Consider the following 16,839-nt stretch of genomic DNA (forward strand, 5'->3'; position numbering starts at 1 on the left):
TTCCTGCTTAATAACTATATACAACCTATAACACCGTTAAATATTGGTTAGTTTTGCAACAATTGAGACGATATGAGCATTAGAAAAAGAAAAAAACTTGTATAACAATAACTGCTTGTTTTTAGAATACAATTTTCGGCTAAAATTATGATAGAATAAATCGACGTGTTATTGCTATACCGAAAGTAAAAGGAGATAAAAAATCTAATGAATGTAGTTTTAAGTACATTAAATGCAAAATATATTCATACAAGCCTATCAATTAGATATTTAAAGGCATACGCTGAACCAGATTATGATGTACAGCTTGCAGAATATACTATTAAAGACCCAGCAATGAATATCGTGACTGATATATACAGAAAAAAACCAGATGTAGTTGGTTTCAGTTGTTATATTTGGAATATAGAAGAAACAATAAAAGTAATAAAAATGCTAAAAAAAATAAACCCAAAGCTTACGATCGTATTAGGTGGTCCCGAAGTGACATATGATGTAAGCGAATGGTTAGATAAAATTCCTGAAGTTGATTTTATCGTCATCGGAGAAGGTGAAGAAACTTTTAAGCAATTGCTTGACGAACTTAATCTTGACAATAATTTTGAAAAAATTGATGGGATTGCTTATCGACAAGAAAAACAAAAAGTTATAAAGCGTCCGCAAAAAAAGCTTGATCTAAAGTTACTGCCTTCACCTTTTCGTTTAGAAGAAGACAGGCAAAGTTTATCCAAGCGAGTAACTTATATTGAAACAAGCCGTGGCTGTCCTTTTAGTTGCCAATTTTGTCTCTCATCAATAGAAGTTGGGGTACGTTATTTTGATCGGGAAAAGGTAAAAGATGATATTCGTTATTTAATGGATAACGGTGCTAGAACAATAAAGTTTGTCGATCGAACCTTTAATATAAGCAGAAGTTATGCGATGGAGATGTTCAGGTTTTTAATTGATGAGCATAAGCCAGGTACCGTGTTCCAATTTGAGATTACTGCTGACATTATGCGTCCTGAAGTCATTGAGTTTTTGAATCAAGAAGCACCACCTGGACTGTTTAGATTCGAAATAGGTGTTCAGTCAACAAATGATGTAACAAACGAGCTTGTCATGCGCAAGCAAAATTTCGAAAAGCTGACACGTACTGTGACGATGGTTAAGGATGGTGGTAAGATTGACCAGCACCTTGATCTAATTGCCGGCCTGCCTGAAGAAAATTATGGATCATTCCGTAAGACTTTTAATGATGTTTTTGCTATGCGACCTGAAGAACTGCAGCTTGGCTTTTTGAAAATGCTACGAGGAACAGGACTTCGACTAACTGCAAATGACCACGGATATAAATATATGGACACATCACCATATGAAATTCTGGAAAATGATATTTTACCATTTGACGACATTATGCGTATTAAACAGGTTGAAGACGTGTTAGAAAAGTATTGGAATGACCACAGAATGGATCAAACGATAGAATTTCTTGTAACTAATAGCTATCCTACTCCATTTGATTTCTTTCAATTATTCGGTACGTATTGGGATGAACAAGGCTGGATTAGAATTGGACATCAATTGGAGGATTTATTTAAAAGGTTATATCAATTTTTGCACGAAACAAATGTAAAAGATATGGACATTATTTCAGGATTAATGAAATATGATTATTTACGTAAGCAAAAGCATAAACCACGTAAACCGTGGTGGAATGATTCACTAGAAAAACCGATTAGAGCAGCATATTATCGTGATATTGTTAACAACCCTCACGTTTTTGGACGTCAATTTACACATTTACAACTTAGTGAAAAAGATATACACAAGCACACCGTCATTGAAGAGCTTAGTTTTAATCTTTCACAATATTTATTATCAAATAAAATTGTTCATGAGCAAACATTGTTATTAGTATATTTCGATCCATCGACAAACAAGACAAGTTACTTTACATCAACGATAGATAATATAGCTAACACCAAATAATTTAACATAAGGTGGAGATGTATCTCCACCTTTGAATAAAAAGTTGCTACTCTTTGTCACAGTTCTTGTTTTTCGACTCAAGTGCCCCTTCATAGGGCTTCATTGCATTATAATCCCCTAGCTCCCCTCCAAACTCTTCACGTAATAAATCTTTAGACATCTTATGGTTTTGATCACCTGCGTGCTGTTTCTTCTGCATTCTTTTTCCCATGAGTCTTTACTCCTCCTCTTTTTTTTGCTGATACCCTTTTTTTGAGTTTCTATTAGCCCCTTTTATTGGTTCTTCATAGTCAGCTTCAGCTGAAAACTCAGTATCAGGTAGACTTTCCTTTGGGGTAAAATTATTATTTCTTGCTGCATTATATTTTACTTTTCGTTTCATCTTATACCCTCCAAACAAACTTACTGACGTTCTGTATTTTTATATGCAATCAAAATAATTTCCTCACCTGTATCAGTTCTAAGCTCTTCCTCAATACGCTGAACTTTTGTTAAATCATCTGATGCAAGCTGGGCAATTGCAAAAGTATCATTGTTCATATTTTCACCTGCCTGTACTTTTCATCATTGTCCTTCATCTTTTATATTGTTCGAACGACTAAAACGTATGCATGATAAATGAAAAATTCGATTATAATAGCAATAAGGTTGTGAGTAATCCTGTTCATTAGTATAAACCCTTTCATCTGATTTAAAGATCTATGCTACAAGTATGAAAAAACAAGCAATACAGTTGACATATCCCATAAAAATTAGAAACGTAGTGAGGTGTAGACTCAGTGGCTAAAAAAGAAGACAAGATATCATCACCAATACTTGACGAAACTCAACCTCATCAAATTAACGCTCCAAGTTTTAAAGGAACTGGGAAAAAAATGAAAGAGCCTTTTGTTAATAAAAATGGTGTTGTCATAGGCGATAGCCTGTATAATTCTCCAAATTCTCCACTAAACCAATGGAGTGACGACATTGATCCTGAAATTATGGCTGGTGATGATTGGGTACATCCTACTAATGACATTGGTTGGAATACACCAGAAAATAGAGATTTAATTGAAAAGAACAACAATCCTAATGGTGCACCTTTCATGCATCCCACAGAAGATACGAGTTACGGTACTGATTAATATTAATAAATAGAAGTGGCTCATAAGCAAGTTACAAGTAGCATCTTCAATCTCCCTCTGTCTCCATATTCTTTTGAGCCACATTTATATTATTTTCCACATTATAGTTATATATTTTTTTCGACCGTTCCTGAATAGGTAATTGTTAAGCTTATTAAGAAAACACCGTGTGATCCTCTCACGCATTGATGTATTTATTTTCTTCTTCTAGCATAATTATTTTGTTATTAATTAACTTGTGGACATCAATTAAATGACAATTTCTTAACGTACCTATTAAACTCTACCTATATATCTCTAGCAAAAAATTCATCTTCAACTCTCTACTTATGAAATATACATTTCACAAATGATTTGATCACTCATAATCCTTTAACTACAAAAATATTAGAAAATATTGAAATATAATAAAAATTATATTATATTAAGATTATCAACTTTATTACTATTCTTTATATTCTGAAATTGATTAATTTGAACTAGTAATACAGTTGAAACAAATACATAAGGGGGAAAAAAATGAAAAAAAGATTTGGAATTTTCACAGTTTTTCTTTTATTGTTAGTTGTAGCTATTTCCGGATGCTCAGACGATGCATCAAGTGAAGAGTCAAAATCACTACTTGATACAGTAAAAGACAGAGGAAAATTAATTGCTGGTGTTAACGGTTCATTACCTGGTTTTGGTTATGTAGGAACTGATGGAGAATATACTGGTTTTGATGTAGACTTTGCTAAAGCAATTGCAGTTGCTGTTTTAGGGGATGCAAATGCGATAGAATATCGCCCACTTACATCAGATGAGCGTTTCACAGCTGTACAATCTGGTGAGGTAGACGTATTAGTTCGTAATACGACTTGGACAACAAACCGTGACTCAGAAGTTGGTTTAAACTTTGCACCTGTCACGTTTTATGACGGACAAGGGATAATCGTTCGTAAAGACAGCGGCATTAACAGTTTACAAGATTTAGAAGGTGCTCGTATTTCTGTTGACCAAGGTACGACAACTGAGCTTAACTTAGCTGACGTACTTGATTCTTTAGGAATTAAATATGAAGCTGCAGTTTTTGATACACAGGATGCGGCTGTTCAAGCATATGAAGAAGGATCTGTTGATGCTTGGACAACAGATAAATCTGGGTTAATCGCAAGACAAGCAAACATGGAAAACCCTAGTGATCACAAAATCTTAGACGAAACTTTATCAAAAGAGCCACTAGGACCTTCAGTTATTGGTGGAGATGACACATGGTTTGATATCGTAAAATGGGTTACTTTTGCTACTATGCGTGCTGAGGAATTAGGCATTACTTCTGAAAACGTAGATGAAATGTTAAATAGTGATAACAAAGAGATCCAACGTTTATTAGGTCAAGATGGAAACCTTGGAGAACAGTTACATCTTGATAATGATTTCGCTTATAAAGTTATTAAAGAAGTTGGAAACTATGGTGAAATTTTCGAACGTAATTTAGGGTCTGTTTTCGGTTTAGAGCGTGGCTTAAATGATACGTATTTAAACGGCGGATTAATGTATTCTCCTCCGTTCCGCTAAATTTAACTTTGTATGCTTTAATAATGAACGAAAGGTCTGCAAATTTATGGTGTTACTAATGCAGACCTTTTCAATTGTGAGGTGGATGTATGAAAAAAGATGTATCAATGTCAACTCCGTTTTGGCGAGACAAAAGAGTTATTCCAATTTTACTACAACTAAGCTTTGCAGTCGTTGTCATTTTATTTGGTGCATATTTTGCAATTAACGCAATAAACGGGTTGGAGAAGATCGGCATTGCCTTTGGTTTCTCCTTTTTAAGTCAAACAGCTGGTTTTGGAATATCCGATAGTATAATCGAGTACGCATCAACTGATACCTATGGAAGAGCATTACTTGTCGGGATTGTAAACACATTAAAGGTTGCATTTTTCGGTATTATATTTGCTACTATAATCGGCATAATTGCTGGTATATCAAGACTTTCTTCAAACTGGCTAGTAAACAAATCATCAAGTATTTATATTGAAGTATTCAGGAATACTCCTTTACTTGTACAGATATTCATTTGGTATTTTGCTGTATTGCTTCAATTACCTAAAATACAGGAAGTTGAATCAAATGCTTTAATTTTTACAAATCGTGGAGTCGCTATTCCATGGTTTACCCAAACTTCTGGTTCTCTCTTATGGGCAATTCTTCTATTATTAGGAATCATCCTTTCTATTATCATGTGGCGTGTTCAACTTAAAAGGCAAATTGACTTAGGAAAACGAACTTACCCTTTTATTTGGTCAGCAGCTGTGATAATCATTTCGATGGTAGCAGCTTTTATCGTTACGCAACAGGCTCCATTCCATCTTTCAACCCCTTCTATTGAAGGAAAAGGATTTACTGGTGGTTATGTACTTAGGCCCGAATTTCTTGCATTGCTGATGGCGTTAAGCGTTTATACATCAACTTATATTGCAGAAGTTGTTCGAGCGGGGATTTTAGGGGTAAAACAAGGGCAAAAAGAAGCAGCTAATGCATTAGGACTAAAGCCGTCGACTACTATGAGGCTCGTTGTTTTTCCACAAGCCATTAGGATTATCATCCCTCCTGTTACGAGCCAATATTTAAATTTAATAAAAAACTCAAGTTTAGGAGTTGCAATTGGATTTCAAGAACTTGTAAGTGTAGGTAAAACTACATTAGGCCAAAATGGACGAGCGATTGAAGTAGTTCTTATCTGGATAGCAGTATATTTACTCATTAATTTATTTACAGCCTTATTAATGAATATCTTTAACAAAAAAGTACAAATCGTTGAAAGGTAGGTGGTAACGATGGGGAATATTGGTGTTGAAAAGCAAGAACCGAAACAACTTGATGTAAATTCTGATAAAGAACCTAACAAGGTTTTACAATGGTTAAAAGCAAATCTTTTTAGTAACTTGGCAAATACAGCATTAACACTTGTATCTGTCGTTATAGCCTATTTTGTCATTAAAAATGCTTCGTACTGGATTTTTGTTACTGCAGAGTGGCGAGTTGTTGCTGATAACTTTAAACTCTTTGTCGTTGGTCAATATCCTGTTGCTGACATTTGGCGAGTTTGGGTATTATTAGCCTATGTATCTACCATGCTTGGGTTTTCATATGGTATTTGGAAAGGAATCGTTAGACCAATCGCATGGACACTTGGAATTATCATGTTAATTGTAGCCTGCCTCCCTTTCGTAGAAGGTATAACGAGAATTTGGTTAGGTGCAAACATTGCCATTTTAATTGCAGCTTATTTTCTAGCTATTAAATTTAACAAATTAAAAAACGTTACTCTTATTGGCTGGTTTTTATTATTCCCTATTTCTATTTTCTTACTGTCTGGGTTCGGTATATTACCTGAGGTAAGCACGAGTGTCTGGGGAGGATTTTTACTAACATTATTAATCGCATTGGTCGCTATCGTCTTTTCATTTCCTATTGGCATTTTGCTTGCACTAGGAAGACGAAGTAATCTTCCAATTGTAAAATGGTTTAGTATCCTATTCATTGAGCTCGTTCGAGGTATTCCGTTAATTACAGTGCTATTTATTTCCCAACTGATGGTTCCTTTGTTTTTGGGAGATGGCATTGAAGTAGATAATGTGTTACGTGCTATGATTGGGTTTATCATGTTTTCAGCCGCTTACTTAGCAGAAAATGTTCGTGGTGGATTACAAGCTATTCCACGTGGACAGTTTGAAGCAGCTCAAGCCTTAGGCTTAAACAAGACATTGATGACTGGATTTATTATATTACCACAAGCGCTAAAAATTGTCATACCACCTATTGTTGGTTTATATATCGGTATTTTTAAAGATACCGTTCTTGTTACAATTGTTGGTTTATCTGATTTATTAGGTATGGCAAAGAAAATAATTGCAAATCCACAATATTTAGGTACACATATGGAATCATACGTTTTTGTAGCCTTTGTGTTCTTTATTTTCTGTTACTTAATGTCTTATGTAAGTAGAAAGCTAGAAGCAACACTCGCAGTTGGGAAACGATAGGAGGTATTATATATGAGTAGTATTTTTGCAGTTGAAAAATTAACGACACCGCTTGAAGAAAGAGACGATATTATAACGGTAAACAATTTAGACAAATGGTTTGGAAAGCTACATGTGTTAAAAAACGTTGATATTACAGTAAAAGAAGGTGAAGTGGTCGTTATTCTTGGCCCTTCCGGCTCTGGAAAATCAACTTTTATTCGAACAATAAATGCATTGGAAGAATTTCAGAATGGAGAAATTATTGTTGACGGCATTAGCTTAACAAATGATGTGAAGAACATAGAGGAAATTCGTAAAGAAACAGGAATGGTATTTCAACAGTTTAACCTATTTCCTCATATGACAATACTAAAAAATATTACATTAGCCCCTATTTGGGTTCGTAGATGGAAAAAGGAAAAAGCAGAAAAAATTGCCCATGAGCTCCTTGAGCGGGTTGGTATTCCAGAACAAGCAGATAAATACCCAGGTCAGCTATCAGGTGGACAGCAGCAGCGTGTAGCGATTGCTCGAGCACTAGCTATGCAACCAAAAATTATGTTATTTGATGAACCAACATCAGCCCTTGATCCAGAAATGGTTCGTGAAGTGCTTGATGTTATGAAAACATTGGCAGAATCTGGTATGACAATGCTCGTCGTTACCCATGAAATGAATTTCGCAAGAGAAGTTGCAGACCGTATCGTCTTGTTTGACCATGGTGAAATTGTTGAAACTGGTACTCCTGAAGAACTATTTGACAATCCACAACATGAGCGAACAAAAGCATTTTTATCTCAAATTTTATAACATAATCATTACAATAAAAAAGTATCTCGTTTATCTACGACTTGCAATAGAGCCATATATATCTCTTGAAGGTAAGTATTTACCTTCGAGAGATATATCGAAAGGGCTAGGTGCTGGAGCTAACAAATTACATATAACACAACAAAGCCTGACCAATATAAAGGTCAGGCTTTGCAATGTTTTCAAGTGTGTAATTATCCAATAATAACCCGCTCTTTGGGAAAATGATAATTCGGCTCTTTTGACCGTTTTCCTATTAAAAAGAGGAATGTTAACAACCCTATTCTCCCTATAAACATTAACAAAATGATGATTATTTTTCCTATCACACTTAACCCTGGTGTTATCCCCATTGATAAACCAGTTGTTCCGAATGCAGAGCTCACTTCAAAAATAATCTCTGTTAATGTGAAAGGCTCAGTTAAAGTTAATATGACAATAGCCAGTGAAAACATCATAAATGCCATCATGGTAACTACTAATGATTTAACCACATCTTCCTCATGAAGTTCTCTTTTAAAAACTTTAACCGTTTTACGACCTTTAGCAAAATGGAATAAGAATAGTAAATTTAACGCAAAGGTCGTCGTTCTAATACCTCCACCTACTGAGCTGGGAGAAGCTCCGATAAACATAAGAGCACACATAACTAACAAGGTAGGTTCAGTAAACTCACTAACGTTCATCGTCGATAAACCTCCACTCCGCGTTGTGACTGACTGGAAAAGAGCATAGAAAAAAGATTCATGCCATGATTTATCAGCGAAGAAATGATTAAATTCAAATAACAAAATGATAAGTGTACCAAAAATTAATAAGCTAAAATAAGTTATTGTTGTAATCTTTGTAAAAAGTGAGAAGCGATAGCTCTGTCCATTCTCCCTTTTGTTTAATAAATAATCTTTGACTTCAATAAGTACTGGAAACCCTATCGCTCCTAAAGTAATTAAGATGATCGTAATAAATTGTACGAAATAATCCTTAGCGAACGGAACGAGTGATTGTCCAGTAATATCAAATCCACCATTTGTTGTCGCACTAACTGCTGCAAATAAACCGTGTAAATATGCCTCCTGCCAAGTTGGATAATACTTCAGAAAGTATGTTCCTAAAATAACAGCACCGATGAGTTCAATAATAATAATGAGCCAAAGGATTTGCTTCATTAATATGACTAAACCAGATAAATTTGACTGATTATGATCAGTCATAATTAATCGCCGTTGCCTCAAACCAATCTTTTTACCGATTAAAACATAAATGAATGTCCCTAAGGTCATAATTCCTATACCACCAACTTGTAGCATTAACAAAAGGATAAACACACCTGTAGTACTGAATGTATCTGCAGTTGACACAACAGTTAATCCTGTGACACTTACTGCACTAACTGCGGTAAATAATGCATCCAAAAAAGATAGTTCAATACCTGGTTTATGCGCAACAGGTAAACTGATTAAAATTGTTGATATTGAGACTGCCAAAAAATAATAACTGACAATAATTTGAAAAGGTGTTAAGCCACTTATGCGTTCACGAAATTTTTTCAACATTAATTCTTCATTCCCTCATTCATTACATATACACATAATCATATCATAAAAAAATATCGTTGTTACATGAAAAAATGGATGTATTCATTAAGTATAAACGTACAATCAATTTACCACATTTTTAATAAAGTATTAATATACAATGAAAGGAGGAATGGTATTTATGAGTGATGGGTTTGGATCTATTTTTGCTTTGGTTATCGTTTTATTCGTGCTGTTAATCATTATCGGTTGTGCTTGTGTAAGACCACCAGCTCCTGTGCTTCCTGCACGAAGATGTCCCTTATGCTAGAACGACAAGCATAAATCTGCAATTAGGCAAATTACCACCTTCTTTACGAAATGAACAAAACTACCATCCTTTTGAATTGCATAAGAGAGGGAGGCTAACTCCTCTCTTTTTATTATGCGTTTTTCCACCTTGATTGTTGCTGATTGTACAAAGAGATGAATACAAAAACCACGATCGTTTTAAGCATCTTTTCTTCTCCAAAGACTATCGCAATTATATTGGCTATAGTCGCATTGATTGTTGTTTTCCAGTCTATAGTTTCGTAGTACCTTTGGAAAATGATCACAAAAGACTTCTTTCGTATGATTGTATTTTTATAAAAGAACAATATGGTTTACGATAAGAGCTTTTATATAAAACGTACCTAACAATATATTAGCTAAATGAGTTTTGAATATTATAACGTTTTATTGGAAATTGTAAACACCATCACTTTTACCTCCAAACATAACTTTTGCGTTGAACAGATGTTTTTATATTGTTACACATAGTTCCTAGCATACATATTTTTTTTGTTCTTCCAAATATTTATTGCCTGTTGAAACGATATTTATATCTTCCTTCCGCATAAAATTATCATGACGTTTAACACTATAATTAATAAGAATATTTCATTCTTATGATGTTATTTACACATAAACAAGGAGATGATTTGAAATGGGGCGTAGTAGTAATAAATTACTTGTGCCTGGTATAGAACAGGCGTTAGATCAAATAAAATTTGAAATCGCTCAAGAATTTGGCGTAAATTTAAGTCCAGATAGTGCATCACGAGCAAACGGGTCTGTAGGTGGAGAAATTACGAAAAGACTCGTCACTCAAGCTCAGCATCATATTAACGGGCAGTTTCCTAAATAATAGGGTGAAGGTCACCACAAAAAAATTTAATACTATATGGATAAAACCGAGTGATAATATCACTCGGTTCATCTCATACTGACTTATTGTCATATGCTACATATGCTTCGTTCTATGTATTAACTGTGTTATTCAGATTCTGGTGAAAAAGAGCGGCCAGCAAATTCATTATCTAACATAAAGATAGCATTGCTGTCATTTTCAATACGCTTTAATTTTTGAATAATACTATCAAATAAATCTTCTTCTTCAACTTGCTCTTCGATAAACCATTTCAAAAAATTAATCGTTGCATGTTCACGCTCATCCAATGCAATGTCTGATAATTGGTATATACGCTTGGTAACTTCTTTTTCATGGCTTAACGCTTTTTCATAAGCGTCCAACAGTGATGAAAATTCATTATTTGGTTCATGGAAGCCGATAATTGTTGCACGTTCACCTAAAGCATTTATAAAGTTATAAAATTTCATCGCATGAAAACGCTCTTCCTCTGCTTGGACTAAAAAGAAGTTCGCAAAACCATCAAAGCTTTCAGACGAACAGTATGCTGCCATTGCCATGTACGCATGTGCAGAATAAAATTCAAAATTCATTTGTTCATTTAAACCTTCAAGTAATTTTTTACTTATCATTGTATACTCTCCTTCATTGCTATGTTTTCCCTTTTTATTATAGCACTTTTATGTAGAGTATTCTAAAACGAAGTGCAACCATTTAGTAAATTTGAACATGTGTAAAATCTATTCCACCTGTTTGTTGTGGAAATTGCTTTTTTATTTTTTTGTTTCTCATTACATTAGGCTGTTTTCGCATTGATGTATTAAGAAGCAAACACGTACATTAATAGAGTTTGTGGCATCTTCTCTTCAGTATAATGATACTAAAACTACTTTTTTATAGTGCTAAGTTGATAACAATAGCAACAATACATACTAAAAGAGACTTATTTTAATAGTAAAAAATATGTTCTTCTAGTTCTTTCTGTTCATCATTATTCTTTTTATTGTCGTGATCACTTTTTTCTTTTTTGTCTTTTTTGTTCATATGATCACTTTTATCTTCTTTATCCTTTTTGTTCTCATGATCCCATTTATCTTTTCTGTCTTTTTTGTTCTCATGATCCCATTTATCTTTTTTGTTCTCACGGTCCCTTTTATCTTCTTTATCCTTTTTGTTCTCATGATCCCATTTATCTTTTCTGTCTTTTTTGTTCTCATGATCCCATTTATCTTTTTTGTTCTCACGGTCCCTTTTATCTTCTTTATCCTTTTTGTTCTCATGATCCCATTTATCTTTTCTGTCTTTTTTGTTCTCATGATCCCATTTATCTTTTTTGTCTTTTTTGTTCTCATGATCCCATTTATCTTTTTTATCTTTTTTGTTCTCATGATCCCATTTATCTTTTTTGTCTTTTTTGTTCTCACGGTCCCTTTTATCTTCTTTATCCTTTTTGTTCTCATGATCCCATTTATCTTTTCTGTCTTTTTTGTTCTCATGATCCCATTTATCTTTTTTGTCTTTTTTGTTCTCATGATCCCATTTATCTTTTTTGTCTTTTTTGTTCTCATGATCCCATTTATCTTTTTTGTCTTTTTTGTTCTCATGATCCCATTTATCTTTTTTGTCTTTTTTGTTCTCATGATCCCATTTATCTTTTTTGTCTTTTTTGTTCTCATGATCCCATTTATCTTTTTTGTCTTTTTTGTTCTCATGATCCCATTTATCTTTTTTGTCTTTTTTGTTCTCATGATCCCATTTATCTTTTTTGTCTTTTTTGTTCTCATGATCCCATTTATCTTTTTTGTCTTTTTTGTTCTCATGATCCCATTTATCTTTTTTGTCTTTTTTGTTCTCATGATCCCATTTATCTTTTTTATCCTTTGATTCTTTTTTCTCTAAGTTATCCCTATGATTTTCTAACTTAATGATGTTTTCGTTTTTTAAATGGCTAGAGGATGTTTTAGCATCCTCACCTTCCTTATGCTCTTTATCTCTATTTTCAGCTTCTTCAATTAAGTATTTACCAGTAGAGATACCCTGTTCCTCTGCTTTCTTACGTGTATTTTCATCACTTTTAACAGAGGTGACATGAATAGTATCCTTTTCTAATGTTTCAGATATTAACACAATTTTTTCTTCTAGTTTTTTTTCAATATCTTTTGTTGTAGATTCTTGATGTATTTGTACCGTTGTAATAAGTAGATTACTACCTTCAATTAAATGTCCATTCTTCTTGCTTTCATCAATGATAGAATTTGTGACAAACGTAATATCTTGTTTTTCCCAATCTGGTAAATTCTCAATAATTCTTTCACCCTCGGTGTTAAGTGCTGTTACGCTTAAAACCTCTAGCTTGTTATTTATAGATAATTCTATACTCGGGTTAATATCAATTGACATATAAGCAAAAACCTTATTTGGCGTATAAAATGGTAAAATAGAAATAAAAACTAATAGAGCGGCTATTGTGCTAACAAGTGCAATCTTCCATTTTTCAATTCGTGAAATTTTTAACAAAAATGAATAACTTCTTTTCCCCTCACGAAAGGGCAGAAATATAATCTCTTGACCAATATCATATTGTTGTTCCAGCAGCTTATTTGTCCGTAAAAATTCTCCTTCATCTGTTAATACTGTAACAAATTTACTGCTTATTTCCATAATGACCCCCTTTTTCAATTTTAGATCACCTCCTTCAAATATTCTTTTAGAAACAAGTAATCACCAGTGAGAATGACCGAAATGGCAATTATATATTTGCGGTTTCTCTCTATCGTTTTTCGGCTCACTTTTACTTGTTTTTCTAATTGTTTTATTGGTAACTGTTTCTTTGCCAACAAACTAGCTCGAAGCTCTTCATGATCAACAAGAATCTTCGCTACAGTAATGGCATTTTGCCTAGCATCGGTATGCTTTGGTGATTGATTTACTAAATCTTGAAATGTTAAGCCAAATGTTTTAAGCTCCTGCTTATATTGCTCAATCTCTTCTTTTCGTCGTTCTTGTTCAACTTGTTTGCCATATTCTTCGAAGGATAGATGTGACTCTAGTGTTTGAGGACGTACATCGTTTTCACTTTCATGTAAATCATATGGTATTGACCTGTTACGCGCTTGTTTCCGAATGTAATCTATGACTCTCCTCTTAATTATTAACTCAGCAAAAGCTAAAAAAGAACGACCTTTTTCTCTTTCAAATTTTTCAATTGCGTCATTGAAAGCAATAAGACCAATGCTAAACTCATCATCTGTTTCATCAATATATCGTTTACATACAGAGGAGACAGTCTTGGCAATAAAAGGATGATATTTCTTTATAATCTTGTAATGTAATTGACTGTTACCGCTTTGGATTTCTCCAATTATTGCTTCTAATGATTTTTCTTTCTTGCCAATTTTAAACAACAGACTGAGCACCGATTACACCCCTCTTCCTAATATGAAGTTCGGTAGCTCTGCTTTTTTTATAGGGGTAGAAAATAGAAAAATAGTCATTTTTTTTGACTATTTTTTTACATACCACTATATTCATCTAACTTATATAATCTACAACACTTTTATTATAACAACATGGTATGTTCAGCAACATAAGCCACTAACAATTACCGAATATTACCTAAGTGTAATCAAGAAAAAAAGCACTCAATTATATTGAGTGCCTTAATAACTTGACAATTGTTAACAATATTTCTAGTTATCATTGTAGGATATGTATTTTCCTCGCTTAGTGTTGGTAGCACTTTGTGTTAACACGGATTATTATATCACGTATTATTAGTGAAATGGTTACGAAATGATTACAATACATCAATTACATCATTTACTATTTTTTCACTGTTGTTCTATTTTTTGTTTTTTTCCTCGTTCCTTAGTTCCTTTTCCTTTTTTTTCTGTTCTTTTTTCATTTCATGTGCTTTTTTCTTCTGTTCTTTTTCTAATTCTTTCTGATCTTTGTGATTTTGTTTCTTATTCTTGTCATGTTTTTGATCCTGAGCATCATTTTCAATGTCTTCATACAACTCATTAATTATTAGTTCAATATCATCTTCAATATTTTTTTGTTCTTCTTGTAATGCTCCAAGTTTTGTCATCTTGTCGCCAATTCGCTTGTAACTTTTTTCAATATTTTTCTTTAGTGCTTCTTGTGCATTATTATTCCCTACTTTCTCCAAAGCAGCAGTTAAAGATATAATATTTTGTGCGAGTTGTGTTTTAATATCGGTCATTTCATCTTGCTGTTCTATGCTAATATTTCCATTATTATCGATATTAGGTTGGCTTGTATCTCCATAAATATCGTTATTGCTATCTTCATCACTACGACTCTTTGCTTCCTCATCCTGTCTATCTTCAATTATACCTTCAGAATCATCTATTAGCTTTGTAGCCTTAAGGATCAATTCCTCAGCTAAATCTTTATCACCATTAGCTATTAACTTCTCGGCTTCTAACAATCTTTGAGATGAAAACCTTGCTAATAACTCAGCATCATACATATCATCAAACGAAATTGCTAGCTGTATTTTTTCAAGTGTAATTTTGATAAAATACAAAAAGTCACCTGGTATTGATTTTAGATCTTCACTGTTTGTGTTTAAGCTTGTAGTGCTTTCAATGTCTGTATTATTTTCATTTGCATTTGCAATAGTACCTGCTACCGCTATTACTACTACTAGAGCACATGCAATGATGCCATTTCTTATAACTTTTATCAAAAACTACACACCCCTATTGTTAAAATTTCATATACGTTATAGTTGTACGAACTTATTTACTTCTTTTTGGGGTGAAACTCAATATATTTTGTATTCTAAATATTTCAATGCGGAATTTTATTAGATATTTCCTTAATTAATCCTTTCTTTACGACAAGTCTCATTATCAAATTCTACCTTTTGTTGTATTTTGCTAGAGAGTAACCAACCGTCAACTGCAAGCAATATCAACCACTAGCCAAAAAATTGTTTTCCACAAAGCCGATGGTTTTTTATCCATGTATTGACGACTTTATTTTAAGGGTATACCCTTAACTCTACTCCCCTTTGTCGAAGAAACGAACATTTATTATGCATTCATTTCACAAAATATGGTAAATACTGTCAAGTTTTTCGATTTTCTCGAGTATGTAACATAACGTAAATTATGATGGTGGTTATCATAATAATAACTACAATATACATAAATCTATTAGCTATTTGTGCAATATCTTGCCATCTTGTCCCTAATTTGAAGCCCATATAAACATAACAGTATGTGATAGGAAGTGTAGCCGCAAACGTATATAAACTAAAGCTTGTCACACTCATTTTTGCCATTCCACAAGGTATTGATATGATCGTCCGAATCCCAGGTAAAAACCTAGCAGAAAAAGCTACAATCCCGCCGTGCTTATCAAAGAATTGCTCTGCTTTTGTTAGCTCCTTTTCACGTATTAAAAAGTATTTTCCAAACGATGTAAGGAACGGCCTTCCACCAAAACGTCCAAGTGCATACAATGTTAATGGACCAAGCGTTCCTCCAATGGTTCCAGCTAACACAACTAACCAAAAATTCATTACTCCTTGATACACAGAATAGCCAGCTAAAGGAAGAACTAATTCAGCAGGTACAAACTCAAATGTTAATGCAATTAAAATCCCAAAATACGAAAATTCTCTTAGCCATTCAACAAATAATAAAATTAATTCTTCCAAATAAATCACCAACATTCACTATTTTCGTTTTTAGTAATACAAAAAACTGTTTGCTAATAGTTTGTTGTGTTTCGTTCTAAGAAAAAATTATATTTACAATAGATTTCTCAATACCTATTTTCTTATTAAATAGACCTATGTTAGCTTTGTTAACAATTAAGAGCGATAGTAGTTTGCTACTTTAATAAACAAGTTGAATTTAATGATATTTCATATAAACATTTAACAAGAAGCATTATTTGTAATTTCGTACATAGCTGTTTTCGTATTAATTGCTGTTTTTTGTAATGAGAGCTAAATATTAATATAACTAACATTCGGGATATCTCTTCTTCTCTAAATGTTATAAATAATCATATCAACACATCAACTACTCGGTTATAAGTGAAAAAGTAACAAAGTTAACGAAAAGAGCCTTGTACAAAAGTATATTTTTCAACAGGTAAAAAAATGACATAAAAAAAGCAGGATGCAAATCTTAAATTACATGGAGTATGTAAAGAACCCCGAATTCATA

Annotated in this window: 17 protein-coding genes; 8 read left to right on the plus strand and 9 right to left on the minus strand. The window is 33.1% G+C overall.

Annotated elements, in window-relative coordinates; genetic code table 11:
* The first annotated feature begins 207 nt into the window (after positions 1-207).
* Positions 208-1,971 (plus strand): B12-binding domain-containing radical SAM protein, encoded by a 1,764-nt coding sequence (locus SLH52_RS11345; RefSeq protein WP_320209389.1) that lies wholly within the window; start codon positions 208-210, stop codon positions 1,969-1,971.
* Between the two features lie 46 nt (positions 1,972-2,017).
* Here the strand turns inward: SLH52_RS11345 and SLH52_RS11350 are convergent, their stop codons facing one another.
* Genes SLH52_RS11350 through SLH52_RS11360 form a run of 3 tightly spaced genes read right to left on the minus strand, consistent with a single transcriptional unit; the run spans position 2,018 to position 2,511 of the window.
* Positions 2,018-2,182: a hypothetical protein gene (locus SLH52_RS11350; protein ID WP_320209390.1), complete on the minus strand. Its 165-nt coding sequence runs from the start codon at positions 2,180-2,182 to the stop codon at positions 2,018-2,020.
* 6 nt (positions 2,183-2,188) lie between these two features.
* Complete coding sequence (locus SLH52_RS11355; protein WP_320209391.1) at positions 2,189-2,353, minus strand: hypothetical protein; 165 nt, start codon at positions 2,351-2,353, stop codon at positions 2,189-2,191.
* 20 nt (positions 2,354-2,373) lie between these two features.
* The gene (locus SLH52_RS11360) at positions 2,374-2,511 is read right to left on the minus strand and encodes a hypothetical protein (RefSeq protein WP_320209392.1); all 138 of its coding nucleotides are present in this window, start codon (positions 2,509-2,511) and stop codon (positions 2,374-2,376) included.
* Between the two features lie 239 nt (positions 2,512-2,750).
* On the opposite strand from SLH52_RS11360, the gene SLH52_RS11365 reads away from it, so the two are divergent.
* The 5 genes from SLH52_RS11365 to SLH52_RS11385 all read left to right on the plus strand — a co-directional run bounded on the left by SLH52_RS11365 (position 2,751) and on the right by SLH52_RS11385 (position 7,924).
* Complete coding sequence (locus tag SLH52_RS11365) at positions 2,751-3,098, plus strand: DUF3905 domain-containing protein (protein WP_320209393.1); 348 nt, start codon at positions 2,751-2,753, stop codon at positions 3,096-3,098.
* A 519-nt stretch (positions 3,099-3,617) separates the two neighbouring features.
* Positions 3,618-4,655, plus strand: coding sequence for an amino acid ABC transporter substrate-binding protein (locus SLH52_RS11370; protein ID WP_320209394.1), 1,038 nt, complete (start codon positions 3,618-3,620; stop codon positions 4,653-4,655).
* Between the two features lie 89 nt (positions 4,656-4,744).
* A complete protein-coding gene (locus SLH52_RS11375; RefSeq protein WP_320209395.1) occupies positions 4,745-5,914 on the plus strand; it encodes an ABC transporter permease subunit in 1,170 nt (389 codons plus the stop codon).
* Positions 5,915-5,923: 9 nt separating this feature from the next.
* Positions 5,924-7,132 carry an amino acid ABC transporter permease gene (locus SLH52_RS11380; RefSeq protein ID WP_320209396.1) on the plus strand — a complete coding sequence of 403 codons (1,209 nt, stop codon included), beginning with the start codon at positions 5,924-5,926 and terminating at the stop codon, positions 7,130-7,132.
* Between the two features lie 12 nt (positions 7,133-7,144).
* Positions 7,145-7,924, plus strand: a complete 780-nt coding sequence (locus tag SLH52_RS11385) for an amino acid ABC transporter ATP-binding protein (protein ID WP_320209397.1) — start codon at positions 7,145-7,147, stop codon at positions 7,922-7,924.
* 194 nt (positions 7,925-8,118) lie between these two features.
* On the opposite strand, the gene SLH52_RS11390 is transcribed toward SLH52_RS11385, so the two are convergent.
* Positions 8,119-9,477, minus strand: a complete 1,359-nt coding sequence (locus SLH52_RS11390; RefSeq protein ID WP_320209398.1) for a TrkH family potassium uptake protein — start codon at positions 9,475-9,477, stop codon at positions 8,119-8,121.
* Between the two features lie 142 nt (positions 9,478-9,619).
* Between SLH52_RS11390 and SLH52_RS11395 the strand changes: the two genes are divergently transcribed.
* Both SLH52_RS11395 and SLH52_RS11400 read left to right on the plus strand, forming a co-directional pair.
* The gene (locus SLH52_RS11395; RefSeq protein WP_250886596.1) at positions 9,620-9,769 is read left to right on the plus strand and encodes a YjcZ family sporulation protein; all 150 of its coding nucleotides are present in this window, start codon (positions 9,620-9,622) and stop codon (positions 9,767-9,769) included.
* Between the two features lie 657 nt (positions 9,770-10,426).
* Positions 10,427-10,627: an alpha/beta-type small acid-soluble spore protein gene (locus tag SLH52_RS11400; protein WP_214482057.1), complete on the plus strand. Its 201-nt coding sequence runs from the start codon at positions 10,427-10,429 to the stop codon at positions 10,625-10,627.
* 128 nt (positions 10,628-10,755) lie between these two features.
* Here SLH52_RS11400 and SLH52_RS11405 read toward each other — a convergent pair whose 3' ends face one another.
* The 5 genes from SLH52_RS11405 to SLH52_RS11425 all read right to left on the minus strand — a co-directional run bounded on the left by SLH52_RS11405 (position 10,756) and on the right by SLH52_RS11425 (position 16,322).
* On the minus strand, positions 10,756-11,262 hold the full coding sequence (locus tag SLH52_RS11405) for a ferritin (protein WP_320209399.1): 507 nt from the start codon (positions 11,260-11,262) through the stop codon (positions 10,756-10,758).
* A 316-nt stretch (positions 11,263-11,578) separates the two neighbouring features.
* Complete coding sequence (locus tag SLH52_RS11410; protein WP_320209400.1) at positions 11,579-13,291, minus strand: anti-sigma factor domain-containing protein; 1,713 nt, start codon at positions 13,289-13,291, stop codon at positions 11,579-11,581.
* A gap of 20 nt (positions 13,292-13,311) precedes the next feature.
* Positions 13,312-14,046 carry an RNA polymerase sigma factor SigI gene (gene sigI / locus SLH52_RS11415; RefSeq protein WP_320209401.1) on the minus strand — a complete coding sequence of 245 codons (735 nt, stop codon included), beginning with the start codon at positions 14,044-14,046 and terminating at the stop codon, positions 13,312-13,314.
* A gap of 425 nt (positions 14,047-14,471) precedes the next feature.
* Entirely contained in the window at positions 14,472-15,344 is an 873-nt protein-coding gene (locus SLH52_RS11420) for a DUF5667 domain-containing protein (RefSeq protein WP_320209402.1), read from the minus strand.
* Positions 15,345-15,728: 384 nt separating this feature from the next.
* Positions 15,729-16,322, minus strand: coding sequence for a DedA family protein (locus SLH52_RS11425; protein WP_320209403.1), 594 nt, complete (start codon positions 16,320-16,322; stop codon positions 15,729-15,731).
* Positions 16,323-16,839: the final 517 nt, after the last annotated feature.

The sequence above is a fragment of the Cytobacillus sp. IB215665 genome (assembly GCF_033963835.1).
GTDB lineage: Bacteria > Bacillota > Bacilli > Bacillales > SM2101 > Nanhaiella.

What these genes read in the sequence shown, in the direction of transcription:
- SLH52_RS11355 (WP_320209391.1), bottom strand. Translation starts at nt 2,353, where the DNA reads ATGAAACGAAAAGTAAAATATAATGCAGCAAGAAATAATAATTTTACC.
- SLH52_RS11395 (WP_250886596.1), top strand. Translation starts at nt 9,620, where the DNA reads ATGAAAGGAGGAATGGTATTTATGAGTGATGGGTTTGGATCTATTTTT.
- SLH52_RS11405 (WP_320209399.1), bottom strand. Translation starts at nt 11,262, where the DNA reads ATGATAAGTAAAAAATTACTTGAAGGTTTAAATGAACAAATGAATTTT.
- SLH52_RS11350 (WP_320209390.1), bottom strand. Translation starts at nt 2,182, where the DNA reads ATGGGAAAAAGAATGCAGAAGAAACAGCACGCAGGTGATCAAAACCAT.
- SLH52_RS11385 (WP_320209397.1), top strand. Translation starts at nt 7,145, where the DNA reads ATGAGTAGTATTTTTGCAGTTGAAAAATTAACGACACCGCTTGAAGAA.
- SLH52_RS11410 (WP_320209400.1), bottom strand. Translation starts at nt 13,291, where the DNA reads ATGGAAATAAGCAGTAAATTTGTTACAGTATTAACAGATGAAGGAGAA.
- SLH52_RS11345 (WP_320209389.1), top strand. Translation starts at nt 208, where the DNA reads ATGAATGTAGTTTTAAGTACATTAAATGCAAAATATATTCATACAAGC.
- SLH52_RS11390 (WP_320209398.1), bottom strand. Translation starts at nt 9,477, where the DNA reads ATGTTGAAAAAATTTCGTGAACGCATAAGTGGCTTAACACCTTTTCAA.
- SLH52_RS11375 (WP_320209395.1), top strand. Translation starts at nt 4,745, where the DNA reads ATGAAAAAAGATGTATCAATGTCAACTCCGTTTTGGCGAGACAAAAGA.
- SLH52_RS11400 (WP_214482057.1), top strand. Translation starts at nt 10,427, where the DNA reads ATGGGGCGTAGTAGTAATAAATTACTTGTGCCTGGTATAGAACAGGCG.
- SLH52_RS11370 (WP_320209394.1), top strand. Translation starts at nt 3,618, where the DNA reads ATGAAAAAAAGATTTGGAATTTTCACAGTTTTTCTTTTATTGTTAGTT.
- SLH52_RS11380 (WP_320209396.1), top strand. Translation starts at nt 5,924, where the DNA reads ATGGGGAATATTGGTGTTGAAAAGCAAGAACCGAAACAACTTGATGTA.
- SLH52_RS11360 (WP_320209392.1), bottom strand. Translation starts at nt 2,511, where the DNA reads ATGAACAATGATACTTTTGCAATTGCCCAGCTTGCATCAGATGATTTA.